This window comes from Halomonas sp. B23F22_10, assembly GCF_043496975.1.
In the GTDB taxonomy this organism is placed as follows: domain Bacteria; phylum Pseudomonadota; class Gammaproteobacteria; order Pseudomonadales; family Halomonadaceae; genus Halomonas; species Halomonas smyrnensis.
This window is the reverse complement of sequence record NZ_JBIEKF010000002.1, coordinates 1-15761: the sequence shown is the minus strand read 5'-3', so window position 1 is coordinate 15761 and position 15761 is coordinate 1. Positions and strand designations below refer to the sequence as shown.

Annotated in this window: 15 protein-coding genes; 10 read left to right on the top strand and 5 right to left on the bottom strand. The window is 67.0% G+C overall.

The genetic code is table 11. From position 1 onward, the window contains the following. The first annotated feature begins 82 nt into the window (after nucleotides 1-82). The 7 genes from mobA (at nucleotide 83) to ACGTNF_RS04125 (ending at nucleotide 5347) form a co-directional block, all read left to right on the top strand. Nucleotides 83-685: a molybdenum cofactor guanylyltransferase MobA gene (mobA, locus tag ACGTNF_RS04155; RefSeq protein ID WP_394600560.1), complete on the top strand. Its 603-nt coding sequence runs from the start codon at nucleotides 83-85 to the stop codon at nucleotides 683-685. Further along, the gene (gene mobB / locus ACGTNF_RS04150; protein WP_394600559.1) at nucleotides 682-1269 is read left to right on the top strand and encodes a molybdopterin-guanine dinucleotide biosynthesis protein B; all 588 of its coding nucleotides are present in this window, start codon (nucleotides 682-684) and stop codon (nucleotides 1267-1269) included. Before mobA ends, mobB begins: the two co-directional genes overlap by 4 nt. After that, nucleotides 1266-2528 carry a molybdopterin molybdotransferase MoeA gene (gene moeA, locus ACGTNF_RS04145; RefSeq protein ID WP_394600558.1) on the top strand — a complete coding sequence of 421 codons (1263 nt, stop codon included), beginning with the start codon at nucleotides 1266-1268 and terminating at the stop codon, nucleotides 2526-2528. The genes mobB and moeA overlap by 4 nt, the downstream gene beginning before the upstream one ends. 9 nt (nucleotides 2529-2537) lie before the next feature. Then, on the top strand, nucleotides 2538-3347 hold the full coding sequence (gene moaC / locus ACGTNF_RS04140; RefSeq protein WP_394600557.1) for a cyclic pyranopterin monophosphate synthase MoaC: 810 nt from the start codon (nucleotides 2538-2540) through the stop codon (nucleotides 3345-3347). A gap of 2 nt (nucleotides 3348-3349) precedes the next feature. Beyond that, nucleotides 3350-3811 carry a molybdopterin synthase catalytic subunit MoaE gene (moaE, locus tag ACGTNF_RS04135; RefSeq protein WP_394600556.1) on the top strand — a complete coding sequence of 154 codons (462 nt, stop codon included), beginning with the start codon at nucleotides 3350-3352 and terminating at the stop codon, nucleotides 3809-3811. Next, complete coding sequence (gene moaA, locus ACGTNF_RS04130) at nucleotides 3808-4800, top strand: GTP 3',8-cyclase MoaA (protein WP_394600555.1); 993 nt, start codon at nucleotides 3808-3810, stop codon at nucleotides 4798-4800. Before moaE ends, moaA begins: the two co-directional genes overlap by 4 nt. Nucleotides 4801-5053: 253 nt before the next feature. Then, the gene (locus tag ACGTNF_RS04125) at nucleotides 5054-5347 is read left to right on the top strand and encodes an H-NS family histone-like protein (RefSeq protein ID WP_152479103.1); all 294 of its coding nucleotides are present in this window, start codon (nucleotides 5054-5056) and stop codon (nucleotides 5345-5347) included. A 261-nt stretch (nucleotides 5348-5608) separates the two neighbouring features. On the opposite strand, the gene ACGTNF_RS04120 is transcribed toward ACGTNF_RS04125, so the two are convergent. Further along, nucleotides 5609-7201 (bottom strand): ribonuclease J, encoded by a 1593-nt coding sequence (locus ACGTNF_RS04120; protein ID WP_394601075.1) that lies wholly within the window; start codon nucleotides 7199-7201, stop codon nucleotides 5609-5611. Between the two features lie 236 nt (nucleotides 7202-7437). Here ACGTNF_RS04120 and purU point away from each other — a divergent pair, with 236 nt between their 5' ends. Beyond that, nucleotides 7438-8292: a formyltetrahydrofolate deformylase gene (gene purU, locus ACGTNF_RS04115; protein ID WP_394600554.1), complete on the top strand. Its 855-nt coding sequence runs from the start codon at nucleotides 7438-7440 to the stop codon at nucleotides 8290-8292. A 140-nt stretch (nucleotides 8293-8432) separates the two neighbouring features. Here purU and dinB read toward each other — a convergent pair whose 3' ends face one another. Continuing rightward, nucleotides 8433-9482, bottom strand: a complete 1050-nt coding sequence (dinB, locus tag ACGTNF_RS04110; RefSeq protein WP_394600553.1) for a DNA polymerase IV — start codon at nucleotides 9480-9482, stop codon at nucleotides 8433-8435. Nucleotides 9483-9636: 154 nt separating this feature from the next. Further along, on the bottom strand, nucleotides 9637-10299 hold the full coding sequence (gene lexA, locus ACGTNF_RS04105; protein ID WP_394600552.1) for a transcriptional repressor LexA: 663 nt from the start codon (nucleotides 10297-10299) through the stop codon (nucleotides 9637-9639). Nucleotides 10300-10542: 243 nt separating this feature from the next. Between lexA and ACGTNF_RS04100 the strand changes: the two genes are divergently transcribed. Beyond that, nucleotides 10543-11187, top strand: coding sequence for a TetR/AcrR family transcriptional regulator (locus ACGTNF_RS04100; RefSeq protein WP_394600551.1), 645 nt, complete (start codon nucleotides 10543-10545; stop codon nucleotides 11185-11187). Nucleotides 11188-11527: 340 nt separating this feature from the next. Here the strand turns inward: ACGTNF_RS04100 and ACGTNF_RS04095 are convergent, their stop codons facing one another. Together ACGTNF_RS04095 and pilB are read right to left on the bottom strand one after the other, a co-directional pair. Then, entirely contained in the window at nucleotides 11528-12760 is a 1233-nt protein-coding gene (locus ACGTNF_RS04095; RefSeq protein WP_394600550.1) for a type II secretion system F family protein, read from the bottom strand. Between the two features lie 24 nt (nucleotides 12761-12784). Continuing rightward, on the bottom strand, nucleotides 12785-14572 hold the full coding sequence (gene pilB, locus ACGTNF_RS04090) for a type IV-A pilus assembly ATPase PilB (RefSeq protein WP_394600549.1): 1788 nt from the start codon (nucleotides 14570-14572) through the stop codon (nucleotides 12785-12787). Nucleotides 14573-14891: 319 nt separating this feature from the next. Here pilB and ACGTNF_RS04085 point away from each other — a divergent pair, with 319 nt between their 5' ends. Continuing rightward, nucleotides 14892-15365: a pilin gene (locus ACGTNF_RS04085; protein WP_394601074.1), complete on the top strand. Its 474-nt coding sequence runs from the start codon at nucleotides 14892-14894 to the stop codon at nucleotides 15363-15365. Nucleotides 15366-15761 lie beyond the last annotated feature (396 nt).

Below are 15761 nucleotides of genomic sequence, written 5' to 3'. Positions count from 1 at the left end.
CGCTGCCTCTGTGGACATGGCACCCATCGTGGCGCTGAGGCATCATGGGACGCACTACCGAATGCCTCGCGGGAGCCGGGTCGTGATAGAGCGTGATGCCCTCACTGGACTGGTGCTGGCCGGCGGCCAGGGCCGCCGCATGGGCGGATGCGACAAGGGGCTCGCGCCCTTCGACGGCCGTCCTTTGGTGAGCCATGCCATCGCGCCGCTGGTCGGGCGGGTGGCGGAGCTGTTGATCAGCGCCAACCGGCATCCCGAGGCCTACGCCGAGTGGGCCGATCGGGTCATCGCCGACGCCGAGGCGGGCTACATGGGCCCGTTGATGGGCCTCTACAGCGGCCTGCGCTCGGCGGCCAGCGACTGGGTGGTGGCGGTGCCCTGCGATTGCCCGGCGCTGCCGGACGACCTGGTGGCGCGGCTCGTGGCGGGCCGAGGCGACGCCGATATCGCGGTGGCCCACGACGGCGAGCGCCTGCAGCCGGTGGTGATGCTGCTGCGCCGCTCGCTGGTCGACGACCTGGGCCAGGCGCTGGCCGCCGGCGAGCGCAAGGTCGACCGCTGGATCGCGCGACATGCCTGGTGCGCGGTGGACATGTCGGACCGCGCCGAGGCCTTCGTCAATCTCAACACCCTGGATGACACGCGGCGCCTGGAAGCGCGTCGCCGGGAGACACTGCGCCCATGAGCGACACACCCGTCGGCTCCGTGCCGCTGGAGGATGACCTGCCGCTGCTGGGCATTGCCGCCTGGAGCGGCACCGGCAAGACGACGCTGCTGGAGCGCCTGCTGCCGGCGCTGCGCGAGCGCGGCCTGCGGGTGGCGGTGATCAAGCATGCCCATCACGCCTTCGACGTCGATCAGCCGGGCAAGGACAGCCATCGCCTGCGTCAGGCCGGCGCCGAGCCGATCCTGGTGGCGTCCCGGGCCCGGGTCGCGCTGATGATGGAGACCCCCGATCGCGAGGAGGCCGATCTCGCCGAGCTGATCGAGATGGTGCGCCCTCAGCGGCCGGACCTGGTGCTGGTCGAAGGCTTCAAGGCCTGGTCGCTGCCCAAGCTCGAGCTCTACCGTGAGGCGGTGGGCAAGCCGCTGCGCGCGGCCGAGGACGCCTGGATCGTGGCGGTGGCCAGCGACGGCGAGCCTGATCTGCCCGACGACGTCGAGCGGCTCGACCTGAACGATCCCGAACGACTCGCCGACTGGATCGCCGCCTGGCCGTCACGCTGGCCTGACCGGCGTCGCCCTCGGGGCGAGGACGCGGCGTCATGACGCTGTCCTGCTTCGATCTCGGCGAGCGCACGCTGTCGCCGGACGAGGCCCGTGAGGCCTTGATGGCGCTGGTGGCGGGGCCGCTGCCCGCCGAGCGGGTGGCGCTGTCCGCGCTGCAGGGCCGGGTGCTGGCCGAGGCGCTGCGCTCGCCCATCGATGTGCCGCAGAACACCAATGCCGCCATGGACGGCATCGCGCTGGCATGGGGCGATGACGAGGCGGATGGCGAGCGTCCCGCTCGCTGGCGCCGGGTGGGTGCCGTGCTGGCCGGGCATCGCCGCGAGGCGCCGCTGGCCGCCGGCGAGTGCGTGACGATCACCACCGGGGCCCCGTTGCCGCCGGACGCCGATACCGTGATCATGGGCGAGCAGCTGAGCGTCACCGGTGATGACGTCGCGGTGGAGCGGCCGGAGACCGTGTGTCGCGGCCAGAACGTGCGCCAGGCCGGCGAGGACATCGCCCGCGGTCAGCCGGCGCTGGCCGCCGGGACCCGCCTGGGGGCGGCCGAGCTGGGCCTGCTGGCCTCGCTGGGCCTCGCCGAGGCCGCCGTGCATCGTCGGCCCCGGGTGGCGATCTTCTCCACCGGCGACGAGGTCACCGCCCCGGGCGAGGCGCTGCCGTCGGCCGGCATCTATGATGCCAACCGTTTCTCGCTGGCCGGCCTGCTGGCCGAGCATGGCGCCGAGGTGATCGATCTCGGCATCCTCGACGATGACCATGAGGCGCTGGTCGAGGCGCTCGGCGGTGCCGCCCGCGGTGCCGATCTGGTCCTGACCAGCGGCGGCGTGTCGGCGGGGCAGGCCGACTTCACCCGCCAGGCGCTGGAGGGCGTCGGCCGGCTGGCCTTCTGGCGGCTGGCCATTCGCCCCGGGCGACCGCTGGCCTGCGGCACGCTCGGCGAGCGGGAGGTGCCCTTCATCGGCCTGCCCGGCAACCCGGTGGCGGCGATGGTGACCTTCCTGCAGTTCGTGGCGCCGCTGCTGAGGCGACTCCAGGGGCGTGACGATCTCGCCCCGCGGCGCCACACGGCCCTGGCCGAGACGTCGCTCAAGGGCCGCGTCGGGCGCACCGATTTCCTGCGCGCCACCTGTCGCAGCGACGACGAGGGACGGCTGTGGGTGCGGCCCACCGAGGCCCAGGGCTCCGGTATCCTGTCTTCCATGGTGGCTGCCGACTGCCTGATCGAGATCGATGCGGCGCGTGCCGTTGTCGAACCCGGTGAGGCGGTGGCCATCCAACCCCTTTTTCGACTGTCATGAGGCGCCTTTATGAGCCTGACCCACCTCAACGCCCGCGGCGAAGCCCACATGGTTGACGTCGGCGAGAAGGCCGAGAGCCGCCGTGAGGCGCGTGCTTCCGGGGCCATTCGCATGCGCCCGGAGACCCTGGCGCTGCTCGCCGATGGCGAACTGCCCAAGGGCGACGTGCTGGCCACGGCCCGCATCGCCGGCATCCAGGCCGCCAAGCGCACTCACGAGCTGATCCCGCTGTGCCATTCGCTGGCGCTGTCCAAGGTCAGCGTGGACTTCGAGCTCGACGAGGCCAGTGCCAGCGTGCGCGTCTCCGCCACCTGCCGGCTCAACGGCCGCACCGGCGTCGAGATGGAAGCGCTGACCGCCGTGTCCGTGGCCTGCCTCACGCTCTACGACATGTGCAAGGCGGTGGACAAGGCGATGGAGATCGGCGAGATCCGCCTCGAGACCAAGACCGGCGGCAAGTCCGGGGACTACGCTCGGGAAGGCGAGGTCGCCGAGGCCCCGATCGTCACCGGCGAGGGCGAGGCCGGCGAGGTCTCGCTCGGGGCGCGCTGTGCCGCCGGCGAGCCCTGCATCCTGGTGAAATGCCTCGCCGAGCTTCGCGAGCGCCTCGGGGTCGGCGAGGTGTCGTTGCCCTTCGATGCCCTCGAGCGGGCCGACGTGGGCGGGCTCAAGGCCGCCCTCAAGGCCTCGGACCCGCGCTTCGCCGGCCTCGACGAGGGGCGCGTGCTGTGCGCGGTCAATCAGGTGATGGCGGGCAATGCCACGCCGCTGACCGCCGAGGACGAGGTGGCCTTCTTCCCCCCGGTCACCGGAGGCTGACCATGTCACGTGTGCGAGTACAACAACAGGCCTTCGACGCCGGCGAGGAACAGCGCCGGTTGATCGAAGCGCGCACCGATATCGGCGCCGTGGTCGGGTTTACCGGCCTGGTGCGAGACTTCAATGAACGTCCCGAGGTGCAGGCGCTCAGCCTGGAACACTACCCGGGCATGACCGAGGCCGCTCTCGAGGCCATCGTCGATGAGGCCGAGTCCCGCTGGCCCCTGCAGGGGGTGCGGGTGATTCATCGCATCGGCCGGCTGTTGCCGGGCGACCCCATCGTGCTGGTGGTGGTCGCCAGTGCCCATCGGCGAGCCGCCTTCGAGGCCTGCGACTTCATCATGGATTATCTTAAGACCCGTGCTCCCTTCTGGAAGAAGGAGCACACGGCCAGCGGTGATTATTGGGTGGCCGAGCGCCAGACCGATCATCGCGATGCCGAGCGCTGGGAGGTGTCATCATGACCGACGAGCTCATCGACGACTTCGGCAGGCGGGTGCGCTACGTGCGTATCTCGGTGACTGATCGCTGCGATTTTCGCTGCGTCTACTGCATGAGCGAGGAGATGACCTTTCTGCCTCGTGCCCAGGTGCTGACCCTGGAGGAGCTGGCGCTGGTGGCCCGCGCCTTTACCGAACTCGGGGTGGAGAAGGTGCGTCTGACCGGCGGCGAGCCGCTGGTGCGGCGCGACATCGATCGTCTGGTGGATGACATCGGCGCTTTGCCGGGGCTCAAGGACTTCGCCATGACCACCAACGGTGCCAGTCTGCCCCGGTATGCCGAGCGCCTGCGTGAGGGCGGTCTCCAGCGGCTCAATATCAGCATCGATTCGCTGGACCCGGAGCGCTTCCGGCGGCTGACCCGTACCGGTGATCTGCAGCGGGTGATCGACGGCATTCGCGCCGCCAAGGCGGCCGGTTTCGAGCGCATCAAGCTCAACGCCGTCATCCTCAAGGGGCGCAACGACGACGAGGTCATCGATCTGGTCGACTTCGCCCGCCGCGAGGGGCTCGACATCAGCTTCATCGAGGAGATGCCGCTGGGCGAGGTCTCCGATCACGGGCGCGAGGAAACCTTCTGTTCCAGCGACGAGGTGCAGGCGCTGGTCGAGACGCGTCACACCCTGCTGCCGACCACCGAATCGACGCTCGGGCCGTCGCGCTATTTCCGCATGCCGGACAGCGATACCCGGGTCGGTTTCATCTCGCCGCACAGCCACAACTTCTGCTCCAGCTGCAATCGGGTGCGCGTCACGGCGGAGGGCCGGCTGCTGCTGTGTCTGGGCAACGAACACTCGGTGGACCTACGCGCCGTGATGCGCCGTCACCCCGGCGATATCGAGGCGCTCAAGGCGGCGATCATCAAGGCCATGCCGCTCAAACCCGAGCGACACCACTTCACCACCGATGGCGATGTGCAGGTGGTGCGCTTCATGAACATGACCGGCGGCTAACGACACTCGCCTGGGCCGGGAATCAGGCATTATCGGTCTCCCGGCCGTGCTTCCTTCCCGAGTCATTCGCACGACTTTTCCAGAGCAATCCTCTCCTCGCTGTCGCGATGCCTCCTTCTTTCTTCGCGGTATGCGCGATATTTCCGGCGGCTTTTTCTTGCCAACATTGCTTGCCAACCCTGCCGTAGAGCATATACTTTTATCGTTATCGGTTGACTGTAACCGGCCATCAATCAGCGTCCTGGAGGGGGCAATGACCGAGCAAACCCTGGAGCGTATCGCTCGCAACAAGAACGTGGCCCGTGCGGCGGCTCGTCAGCTCAGCATGGAGCAACTGCACAAGCTGGCCGAGGTCATCGGCGAAGTCATCGAGCAGAAGAATGACGAGGAGCGTCAGCGCCAGGAAGAGGAAGCCGACAAGGCTCGCAAGCTCGCCGAGATTCGCGAACAGATCAACGAGGCGGGGCTTTCCGTCGAGGATCTGGTGCCCGAGCAGCCCCAGCGCAAGCGCGGTCGTCCGCCGAAGAAGGCCGCCGACAAGGCGTGACGCGCCGAGCTACAAGCGCCGAGCTACAAGCGCCGAGCTACAAGCGCCGAGCTACAAGCGCCGAGCTACAAGCGCCGAGCTAAAAGAAACCCCCGGAGGTGTAGCCTTCGGGGGTTTCTTTTGCTTCGGGCGGTTTCAGGCTGTCGACTTGCCGCTTGCCGCTTGCCGCTTGCCGCTTGCCGCTTGCCGCTTGCCGCTTGCCGCTTGCCGCTTGCCGCTTGCCGCTTGCCGCTTGCCGCTTGCCGCTTGCCGCTTGCCGCGTTATCCCGACGTCTCGGCCTCGGCGGCGAGGATCTGCAGATGGATCTCCGGCATCCGGCGCAGGTGATCGCCGAACCAGGCGAGCATGCGCGGCCGCAGGGCTAGACGAAGATCCGCCAGCGACTCCACCTGAATGTCGTCCAGACAGTCGTCCAGCCAGTCGACGAAGGCATCCTCGTCCAGCGGGCTGGCCTCGCTGACATCCAGCAGCAGGCGCCCGATGCGCGTCCACCCTTGCTCGGTGGCCATGACCGTGAGGGCCAGATGCAGCTGTCCGTGGCGCGCCTCGCCGCCGCCCAGGCCTGGCAGGCGAGCGACTTCGTCCTGATGAATGATGCGCGGCGTCTGGGCGTGGCGGGCTTCCCGATGCAGGCCGTCGGCGTCGAGGCGAATCATGTCGCCGTTGCGCGGGATGATCGGCGCCTCGATGCCGAGCGACTGCGCGAGGCTTTGATGGGCCTGCTGATGGCGAGGCTCGCCGTGTACCGGCAGCAAATGGCGCGGGCGAGACCAGCCGTAGAAGGTGGTCAGTTCGTCCTGGGCGGGGTGTCCGGAGGCGTGCAGCTCTTCATGATTGCTCTCGTCGAGCAGCGACACGCCGAGATGACTCAGGCCGCGCTTGAGCCGCTCGATCAGGCGCTCGTTCCCGGGAATCGCCTTGGAGGAGAAGATCACGCTGTCGCCGGCTTCCAGCTCGACGTGGGGATGGCGGCCCCGCGCCAGTCGTGACAGCGCCGCCCGCGGTTCGCCCTGGCTGCCGGTGGCGATCACCAGCACTTCCTCGGGCGGCAGGTAGCCCATGTCGGAGATCGGGACAAGCGGCGGCATGTCGTCCAGATAGCCGAGGCCGCGGGCCACGCCGACCATGCGCTCCATGGAGCGCCCCATCAGCGCGACGCGCCGGCCGCAGCGCTCGGCGGCGCGGCCGATGGCCAGCACCCGGGCCAGGTTGCTGGCGAAGCAGCTCACCACCACGCGTCCCCGACAGCCTTCGATGGCGCGGGTCAGGGCCTCGGCGACCTCGCCCTCGCTGCGCGAGTGGCCGGGGAGGGGGGCGTTGGTGGAATCGCCGACCACCAGATCGACCGGCGCCAGGGCGCGATAGAGCTCGGCATCCACGGCGGGGCCGATCAGCGGCTCGGGATCCAGCTTCCAGTCACCGGTGTGCAGCACGCGATGCGAGCCCGCGGTGATCAGCAGCGCGCAGCTCTCGGGAATCGAGTGGGTGAGCGGCAGGTAGCGCAGGCTGTAGGGGCCGACGCTCAGCGCCTCGCCGGGCTCGATGACGTGGATCGCCGACTGCGACAGGCCGCGTTCGGCGAACTTGGCGCGCAGCAGCCCCGCCGCCAACGGCGTGGCGTGGATCGGGCAGCCCCACTGCGGCCACAGCCAGGCGGCGGCCCCGATATGGTCCTCGTGCCCGTGGGTGATGATCAGCGCCTCGGGCGCGATGCCCAGCGTGTCCAGGGTGGACAGATCGGGCACCTGCAGCGGGCTGTCCGGCAGGTCCTGGCGGATCATCATGCCGCAGTCCACGGCGATCCAGCGCTCCTCGTGCTCCTTTTCTGCATACCCATAGAGGTTGAGGTTCATGCCGATCTCACCGCAGCCACCCAGCGGCAGGAAACGCAAGGGAGGTCGGCGGCGGGGGCGGATCTGGGCGCGGGGTTGTGGCATCGAAGGGACGTCGACGGAAAATGTGCCGATCACTATACGGGATGGTGGCACGGCGTCACAACGCGACGCCTCGGACGCGCGGGGTCTGACTCGACGGGCAGGATTTCGCTACAATGGGGGATTATTCGGCTTATCCAATCTACGGTCTTTCGATGTCACACTACTACCGTCTCGTGGTTTCCTGCCCCGATCGCCTGGGGATCGTCTCGCGTGTCTCGAGCTTCATCGCCGGGCAGGGCGGCTCCATCACCGAGGCCAGCCAGCACTCCGACCTGGAGTCCGGGCGCTTCTTCATGCGCTACGTGATACTCGCGGATTCCATCGGCATGTCCGCCGAGACGCTGCGCGACGCCTTCGCCCCGATCGCCGACGAATTCGAGATGGACTGGTCGCTGACCGACACCCAGACGCGACAGCGCGTGGTGCTGATGGTGTCCCGCGAGAGCCACTGCCTGGTGGACCTGCTCTATCGCTGGACGGCCAACGAGCTGGACTGCGACATCGCCGCGGTCATCTCCAATCATGAGGACATGCGGTCGCTGGTCGAATGGCACGGCATTCCCTACCATCACGTGCCGGTCGATCCCGCGGACAAGTCGATCGCCTTCTCTGAAGTGCAGCGCCTGGTCGAGGAAGCGCGGGCCGACACCATCGTGCTGGCCCGTTACATGCAGATCCTGCCGCCGAGCCTCTGCGAGCGCTACGCCGGTCGCGTGATCAATATCCATCACAGCTTCCTGCCGTCCTTCGCCGGGGCCAAGCCCTACCATCAGGCCTACCAGCGCGGCGTGAAGCTGATCGGGGCCACCTGCCACTACGTCACCCAGGAGCTGGATGCCGGCCCGATCATCGAGCAGGACATCCACCGGGTCAGCCACTGCCACACGCCCAACGATCTGGTGCGTTTCGGTCGCGACGTCGAGAAGACCGTGCTGGCCCGCGGCCTGCGCTGGCACCTCGAGGACCGCGTGCTGGTGCACGGCAACAAGACGGTGGTGTTTGCCTGACCGGCGCCGCTGAGGCGCCCGTCTTCGAGCCGGCCCGTGCGTGGCCGGCTCCGTCTTGACGGCCTGACCCGGCGCTCTTTTCCTGCGCTCTTTTTCTGCCTTATGGCCGGGAGGCGGCGCCAGCCGCCGGGGCGAGATGCCTAGAGGGGCAGCGTCAGCTGCTGACGGGCGGCCTCCGGCTGCAGCCGAACGCCCACGCCCAGCAGGCGCACCGGGCGCGAGGCCCGGGCCCAGGCCTGTTCCAGCAGGCGCTGGTAGCTGTCGCGGTCGATGGCCTGGCCGCGGCTTTCCAGCGTGGTCAGGCTGAAGTCGTCGAAGCGCACCTTGACGAACAGGCCGGCGACCGCCGGCTCGCCGTGCCGGGCCAGGCGTTGGACTAGCTTGTCGCAGAGCGGCGAAAGCGCCGCCTGGGCGCTGGCCAGGTCGGGCAGGTCGCGGTCGAAGGTGCTCTCGACGCTGACCGACTTGCGCTCCCGTTCCACCTTCACCGGGCGCTCGTCGATGCCGCGGGCCAGCTCGAACAGCCGCTGGCCGAACTTGCCGAACTCCTCTAGCAGTCGTTCGCGTGGCAGGCGGCGTAGGTCCGCGCAGGTCGCCACGTCCAGCGCCTCGAGTCGGGCTTTGGTGGCGGGCCCCACGCCGTGCAGCTTGCCGACCGGCAGCTGCGACACGAACGCCGCCACGCGATCCGGCGGTATCACCGTCAGCCCATCGGGCTTCTCCCAGTCGCTGGCCACCTTGGCCAGGAACTTGGCCGGCGCGGCGCCCACCGAGACGGTGATGCCGGTGCGCGCGAAGCATTCCCGCTTGATCCACTGCGCCATCCAGGTGGCGCTGCCCTGGAAGCCCTCGACATCGGTGACGTCCAGATAGGCCTCGTCCAGCGACAGCGGCTCCACCAGCGGGGTCAGTTCATAGAACACGGCCTGGATCTGCCGGGAGACCTCGCGGTACTTGTCGAAGTCGCCCGGCAGCAGGGTGAGGTGCGGGCAGAGGCGCAGGGCCTGGGCCGTGGGCATCGCCGAGTGGATGCCGAAGGCCCGGGCGGGGTAGTTGCAGGTGGCGATGACCCCGCGATGCTCGCGCGAGCGGCCGATGGCGATGGGGATATCGCGCAGGCTCGGATCGTCGCGCATCTCGACGGCGGCGTAGAAGCAGTCGCAGTCGGCGTGCAGGATCTTGCGCGTCAAGGAAGAAACCTCCTGGCTATAGCGCTTTCTGAGCGCAGTCCAGACAAGGCAAAGCTCGACGAGAGGCGGACCGGGCTCGCGCGCGAGTTGACGAGCGGTTCAATGAGCATTCTGAGGAGAGCTTTAACGCCGTATGGACAAGCTCAGGAAGTGCCTACGCTAAAGCCTGGCCGTTGCCGCCGCGGATGACCCCCACGCCGATGCCCTCGATCTCGAAGGCGTCATGGCGCAGGTCGACCTCGATGGGATCGAAGTCGGCATTCTCCGCGTCGAGGCGAACCTTGTGCCCCTGGCGGTGGAAGCGCTTGACCGTGACTTCGTCTTCCAGGCGTGCGACCACGATCTGGCCGTCGCGGATGCGCTCGGTGCGGTGAACGGCGAGCAGGTCGCCTTCCATGATGCCGACGTCCTTCATCGACAGGCCGCGCACCCGCAGCAGGTAGTCGGCCCTGGGGGTGAAGTATTCCGCCGGCAGCGGGCAATAGCGGTCGATATGCTCGGCGGCCAGGATCGGGCTCCCGGCGGCGACCTCGCCGATGATCGGCAGGCCCTGGCTCTGGCTCGGCTCGTCGTTCGCCGCGCCCTCGCTGGCCTCGGCCTCCTGGGCCGGCAGGCGGATGCCGCGGGAGGTGCCGCGAATCACGCGGATCACGCCCTTGCGCTCCAGGGCGCGCAGGTGCTCCTCGGCGGCGTTGGGCGACTTGAAGCCCAGGGCACGGGAGATTTCCGCTCGGGTCGGCGGATAGCCCAGCTCGTTCATGGTCTTGACGATGAAGTCATAGACGTTCTGCTGGCGTGACGTGAGGGGGCGAGTCATGCGGCCTCCGGAGCGGATGGGGGGCGAGTATTGATCAAGTATACAGCATGGGATTCCATCCAGTAAAAGCGTGGTCGCGGCGCCGTTTTCCTACCGAGCCTCCTCACCGTGGTGTTCGGCCAATCCGTTTCAAACGTATGATGGTTGACCTTGCCGCGCCTGACGCTGCACTCTCATGATTCAAGGACAGTTTGAAACAGGCGTTTTCTCACGCCCGAGACCACACAACACCGGATCGAACCGATGGCCCAGCCCGATACCGTCACTCGCATTCTCGATACCGCCGAGGTGCTGTTCGCCGAGCGCGGCTTCGCCGAGACCTCGCTGCGGAACATCACCAGCAAGGCCAAGGTGAATCTGGCGGCGGTCAACTACCACTTCGGCTCCAAGAAGTCGCTGATCCAGGCGGTGTTCGCCCGCTACCTCGATCCTTTCACCGAACGCTTTCATCTGGCGCTGGACGAGCTCGAGGCGCGCCATGCCCGCGACGGCAGCAAGATTCCGCTCGAGGAGCTGCTGGAGACCATGGCCCGCACGGTGCTGGAGGTGCCCGCCGAGCGGGACAGCCTGAAGGTGTTCATGCGCCTGTTGGGCCTCGCCTACAGCCAGGCCCAGGGGCACCTGCGCGGCTACATCCAGGCGCAGTACGGCGAGGCCTTCAACCGCTTCATCGAGCTGGTGCGGCAGGCCACGCCGGAGCTGCCTGACGCCGAGCGCTTCTGGCGCCTGCACTTCATCCTGGGGTCGGTGATCTTCACGCTTTCCGGGCTGGATGCGCTGCGCGACATCGCCGAGCACGACTACGGCGAGCGGGTCTCGGTGTCGGAGCTGGTGCAGAAGCTGCGCCCGGTGGTGGTCGCCGCCATTCAGGCACCTCTGCCGGAATAGCGCCGGCGACAAGCGCCGAGCTACAAGCGCCGAGTGACAAGCGCCGAGTGACAAGCGCCGAGCGACAAGCGCCGAGTGACAAGCGCCGAGCGACAAGCGCCGAGCGACAAGCGCCGAGCGACAAGCGCCGAGCGACAAGCGCCGAGCGACAAGCGCCGAGCGACAAGCGCCGAGCGACAAGCGCCGAGCGACAAGCGCCGAGCGACAAGAAACCCCGAAGGCCATGGCCTTCGGGGTTTCTTTTGCTTCGGGCGGTTTCAGGCTGCCGACTTGCAGCTTGCAGCTTGCAGCTTGCAGCTTGCAGCTTGCAGCTTGCAGCTTGCAGCTTGCAGCTTGCCCTTTAGACCACGCTGCCCAGCTCGAAGATCGGCAGATACATCGAGATCACCAGCCCGCCGACCAGCACCCCCAGCACCACGATGATGAACGGCTCGAGCAGCGAGGTGAGGGCGTCGACCTTGTTGTCGACGTCTTCCTCGTAATAGTCCGCCACCCGGTTGAGCATGGCGTCCAGGGCGCCGGCTTCCTCGCCGATGCCGACCATCTGCACCGCCAGCGCCGGGAACTGCTCGGTCAGGCGCATGGCGAAGTGCAGCTGCTGGCCGGTGGCGACGTCGTCGCGGACCTGCTCGACCGCGCGCTCGTAGACCTTGTTGCCGGAGGCGCCGGCGGCGGTCTCCAGCGCCTCGACCAGCGGCACGCCGGCGCCGAAGGTGGTGGCCAGGGTGCGCGAGTAGCGGGCCACGCAGGACTTGTCGAGGATGTCGCCGATCACCGGAAGACGCAGCGCCAGGGCGTGCATGCGGTAGGCGAAGGGCTCGGAGCGCTCGATGCCGGCGCGGATGAAGAAGATGGCGGCCACCACCGCGCCCAGCGCCCACAGCCAGTACTGCTGGGCCAGCTCCGAGAGCTGGATGGTCATGCGCGTCATCGCCGGCAGTTCGGCGCCGAAGCCCTGGAACAGGCTCTCGAACTGCGGCACCACCTTGATCAGCAGGATCGCGGTGACGCCGATGCCCACCGCGATCACCGCGGTGGGGTACCACAGCGCCTTCTTCACCCGGGCCTTGAGCGATTCCACCTTCTCCTTGTAGGTGGCCACGCGCTCGAGCATGCGGTCCAGCGAGCCGGACTGCTCGCCGGCCTCCACCAGGTTGCAGAACAGCCGGTCGAAGTAGGCCGGATGACGCCGTAGCGTCTCGGAGAAGCTGGCGCCGGCGGCGACCTCGTTCATCAGCTCCTGCACCAGGCCGCGCATGGCCGGCTTCCTCATGCTCTCGGCCACCACCTGGAAGGCCTGCAGGGCCGGTACGCCGGCGCGGATCATGGTCGCCATCTGGCGGGCGAACAGCATGATGTCGCGCGGCTTGACCTTGCCCATGCCGTTGCCGATGCCGCTCTTGCGGCGGATGGTCTTGACGATGATGTTCTGGCCGGAGAGTTCCTTCTCGACCTCGACACGGCTCTTGGCGATGATCTCGCCGCTGATCTTGCGGCCCTGCGGGCCCTTGCCGGACCAGTGCCAGCGATACAGCCTGAGCTTCCGGGCCTTCTGGTAGGTGGCCGTTGCCATGGTGCGTTCCCCGCGTTGCGTGCGTTATTCCTTGGTGACCCGGTTGACCTCGGCCAGGCTGGTCATGCCCTGCATGACCTTCAGCAGCCCGCTGCGGCGCAGGTCCGGGTGGCCTTCCTCGCGCGCCTGGGTATCGAAGTCCATGGCGTTGCCGTGGGTCATGATCAGCTGGCTCATGGCATGGGAGATCGGCACCACCTCGTAGATGCCGACCCGGCCCTTGAAGCCCTGGGTGCAGTGCTGGCAGCCCACCGGTTCGTAGATGGTGGCGCCCTCGACCTCTTCCTCGCTGAAGCCCTGGGCCAGCAGCGCCTCGCGCGGAATGTCGGCGGGCTGCTTGCAGTTCGGGCACAGCCGCCGGGCCAGGCGCTGGGCGATGATCAGGCTCACGGAGCTGGCGATATTGAACGGCGCCACGCCCATGTTGGCCAGGCGGGTGAGGGTCTCCGCCGCGGAGTTGGTGTGCACGGTGGAGAGCACCAGGTGGCCGGTCTGGGAGGCCTTGACCGCGATCTCGGCGGTTTCCAGGTCGCGGATCTCGCCGACCATCACCACGTCCGGGTCCTGGCGCAGGAAGGCGCGCAGGGCGCTGGCGAAGTCGAGCCCGATGCGCGGCATCACGTTGACCTGGTTGACGCCGGGTACCCTGATCTCCACCGGGTCCTCGGCGGTGCAGATGTTGCGCTCGATCTCGTTGAGGATGTTGATGCCGGTGTAGAGCGTCACCGTCTTGCCGCTGCCGGTGGGGCCGGTGACCAGGATCATGCCCTGAGGGTGCTCCAGCACGTTCTCGTACATGGCGCGCTGCTCTGGCGTGAAGCCCAGCTGCTCGATGCCCATCTGGGCCGAGCTGGGATCGAGGATACGCAGCACCAGTTTCTCGCCGTAGACGGTGGGCAGCGAGTTGACGCGGAAGTCGATGGAGCGGGTCGAGGAGACCTTGAGCTTGATGGCGCCGTCCTGGGGCAGGCGGCGCTCGGAGATGTCCAGCCGCGCCATGACCTTGAGGCGGGCGGCGATGCGGTTGCGCATGGCGAAGGGCGGATGGGCCGCATCGTGCAGGATGCCGTCGATGCGAAAGCGCACCCGGTAGCTGGTCTCGTAGGGCTCGAAGTGGATGTCCGAGGCGCCGCGGCGGATGGCGTCGAGCAGGATCTTGTTGACGAACTTGACGATCGGCGCGTCATCGCCGGCGTTGGCGATCGCCTGCTGTTCGTTGGTGACGTCGACGACGTCCTCGCCGAATTCCAGCTCGCCCACGGCATCGTCGACGTTGGACAGCTCGTCGAGCATCGACGACTCGCTGCGGGCGAGGTAGGCCTCCAGCACCGGGCCGAGCTGATCGATCGGGGCCAGCACGCCCTCCAGCGACAGGCCGGTGGCGAACTGCAGCTCGTCGAGCTGGGCCAGGGTGCTGGGGTAGGGCACGGCGACAGTGAGCTTGTGGCCGCGGCGGTGCAGTGGCAGCACGCCGAGCCTTCGCAGCAGCTTGTCGGGATAGTCGCCGGCGTCTGGCAGGCTCTCCAGCCGCAGGGCATCCAGATCGATGATCGGCAGGCCATATTCCCAGGCGGCCGTGAGCGTGGCCTGGCGCGCCTGGACCAGCCCCGTGCTGATGACGTGCTTGAGCAGCGAGGTCTCGGCCTCCCGGGCCTCCTGCTCGGCGAGCTGTGCCGCCGCCTCGGTCAGCAGGCCGTCCGTCACCAGCCGGCGGGCCAGGCCGCGCATGCCGCGCAGGCGGCCGGCGGATGAGGTGTCCGCCTGGTGTGAGGAAGGCTGGCGATCGGCGGCGGGAGGACGATAGTCGTTCATGGAGCTCCTGGGTGGCCGGCCGGTGGCCCCGTGTGGCGAGTGCGAGGCCTGGCCGGCATCATGATGGGGGCTTAATGGCGATTCTAGTCCCTTCGCGCGGGTAGCGGCCATAGGCGATGAGCGTCCTATCAACCTTTGACCTGAGTGAGGTCATGCGATATTAGGTTGAGCGAAGGATGATATATTAGATTTTGCATGGATGACGGCCTTGCAGTCGCGCTGGCCGTAACTTAACGTAATCGACAGGGTGGCGGGTCGCCGCCGTGCACGGGGCTGAGAGTCAGCCGCCGTGAAGGACAACGAGCAAGGGGTGAACGAGATGAAGGCACAGAGCATGAAGAAAGGCATGCGGCGCGCTCAGGGCGGCTTTACCCTGATCGAGCTGATGATCGTGGTGGCGATTATCGGGATTCTGGCGGCGGTGGCTATACCGAGATATCAAGCATACGTTGTTCGATCGCAAGTTTCAGAGGTAATCATGGCTGCTTCGGCTGGTAGGACTGCTGTTTCTGAGTATGTGTCATCTAATAGCTCTTTACCTCCAGATACTTTCTCTATTGCAAATCAAAATTCTCAATTTGTGAGCGGGACTACATGGGACGGTAGTAATATTGTCGCTACATCTACGAATTTAAGCTCTGGCGTGACTGGTACAGTGACTCTCACTCCTAAAACATCTGGTACTTCTGGAACAGATCTTAGGATAACAGGCTGGACTTGTGGTGGTAGCATTTCCGCTGAATATCGTCCTGGCAGCTGTCAAGGCGTTGATCCAAACGCCACGCAGGGGTAATCGGGGCAGACCCCAACTAACGAAATGAACGGAAACGGTCGGCATATGCCGGCCGTTTTCTTTGTTGGGCTTCCAGTCGTTTTTGGGTTTACAGACCCCAATCGGGGACACAATCGGGGACAGACCCCAATTCAATTAACGTGACGAAATCGGAACGTAATCGGGGACAGACCCCAATTAAGAACGTGGACAATCGGGGACAGACCCCAATTAAAGACCCCAATTAAAGGAGATGGTTGGCTTATGCCGGCCATCTTCTTTTTGTTAGGTGTAGGGTCCCGGATGATCGGATCGCCTATAGAAGTTATCCTCTGCTAGCCGCCAGAGAGCTTCTTCAGCAATTCATCCGGGAGCAGATTCATGGACATCAAGCTGCATAAGCAAGCGACGACGACA

Coding starts and splice junctions, on each gene's coding strand:
- moaC (WP_394600557.1), top strand. CDS start 2,538: ATGAGCCTGACCCACCTCAACGCCCGCGGCGAAGCCCACATGGTTGAC.
- lexA (WP_394600552.1), bottom strand. CDS start 10,299: ATGACTCGCCCCCTCACGTCACGCCAGCAGAACGTCTATGACTTCATC.
- ACGTNF_RS04120 (WP_394601075.1), bottom strand. CDS start 7,201: ATGAACCTCAACCTCTATGGGTATGCAGAAAAGGAGCACGAGGAGCGC.
- moaE (WP_394600556.1), top strand. CDS start 3,350: ATGTCACGTGTGCGAGTACAACAACAGGCCTTCGACGCCGGCGAGGAA.
- mobB (WP_394600559.1), top strand. CDS start 682: ATGAGCGACACACCCGTCGGCTCCGTGCCGCTGGAGGATGACCTGCCG.
- moaA (WP_394600555.1), top strand. CDS start 3,808: ATGACCGACGAGCTCATCGACGACTTCGGCAGGCGGGTGCGCTACGTG.
- ACGTNF_RS04125 (WP_152479103.1), top strand. CDS start 5,054: ATGACCGAGCAAACCCTGGAGCGTATCGCTCGCAACAAGAACGTGGCC.
- ACGTNF_RS04100 (WP_394600551.1), top strand. CDS start 10,543: ATGGCCCAGCCCGATACCGTCACTCGCATTCTCGATACCGCCGAGGTG.
- purU (WP_394600554.1), top strand. CDS start 7,438: ATGTCACACTACTACCGTCTCGTGGTTTCCTGCCCCGATCGCCTGGGG.
- ACGTNF_RS04095 (WP_394600550.1), bottom strand. CDS start 12,760: ATGGCAACGGCCACCTACCAGAAGGCCCGGAAGCTCAGGCTGTATCGC.
- ACGTNF_RS04085 (WP_394601074.1), top strand. CDS start 14,892: ATGAAGGCACAGAGCATGAAGAAAGGCATGCGGCGCGCTCAGGGCGGC.
- pilB (WP_394600549.1), bottom strand. CDS start 14,572: ATGAACGACTATCGTCCTCCCGCCGCCGATCGCCAGCCTTCCTCACAC.
- moeA (WP_394600558.1), top strand. CDS start 1,266: ATGACGCTGTCCTGCTTCGATCTCGGCGAGCGCACGCTGTCGCCGGAC.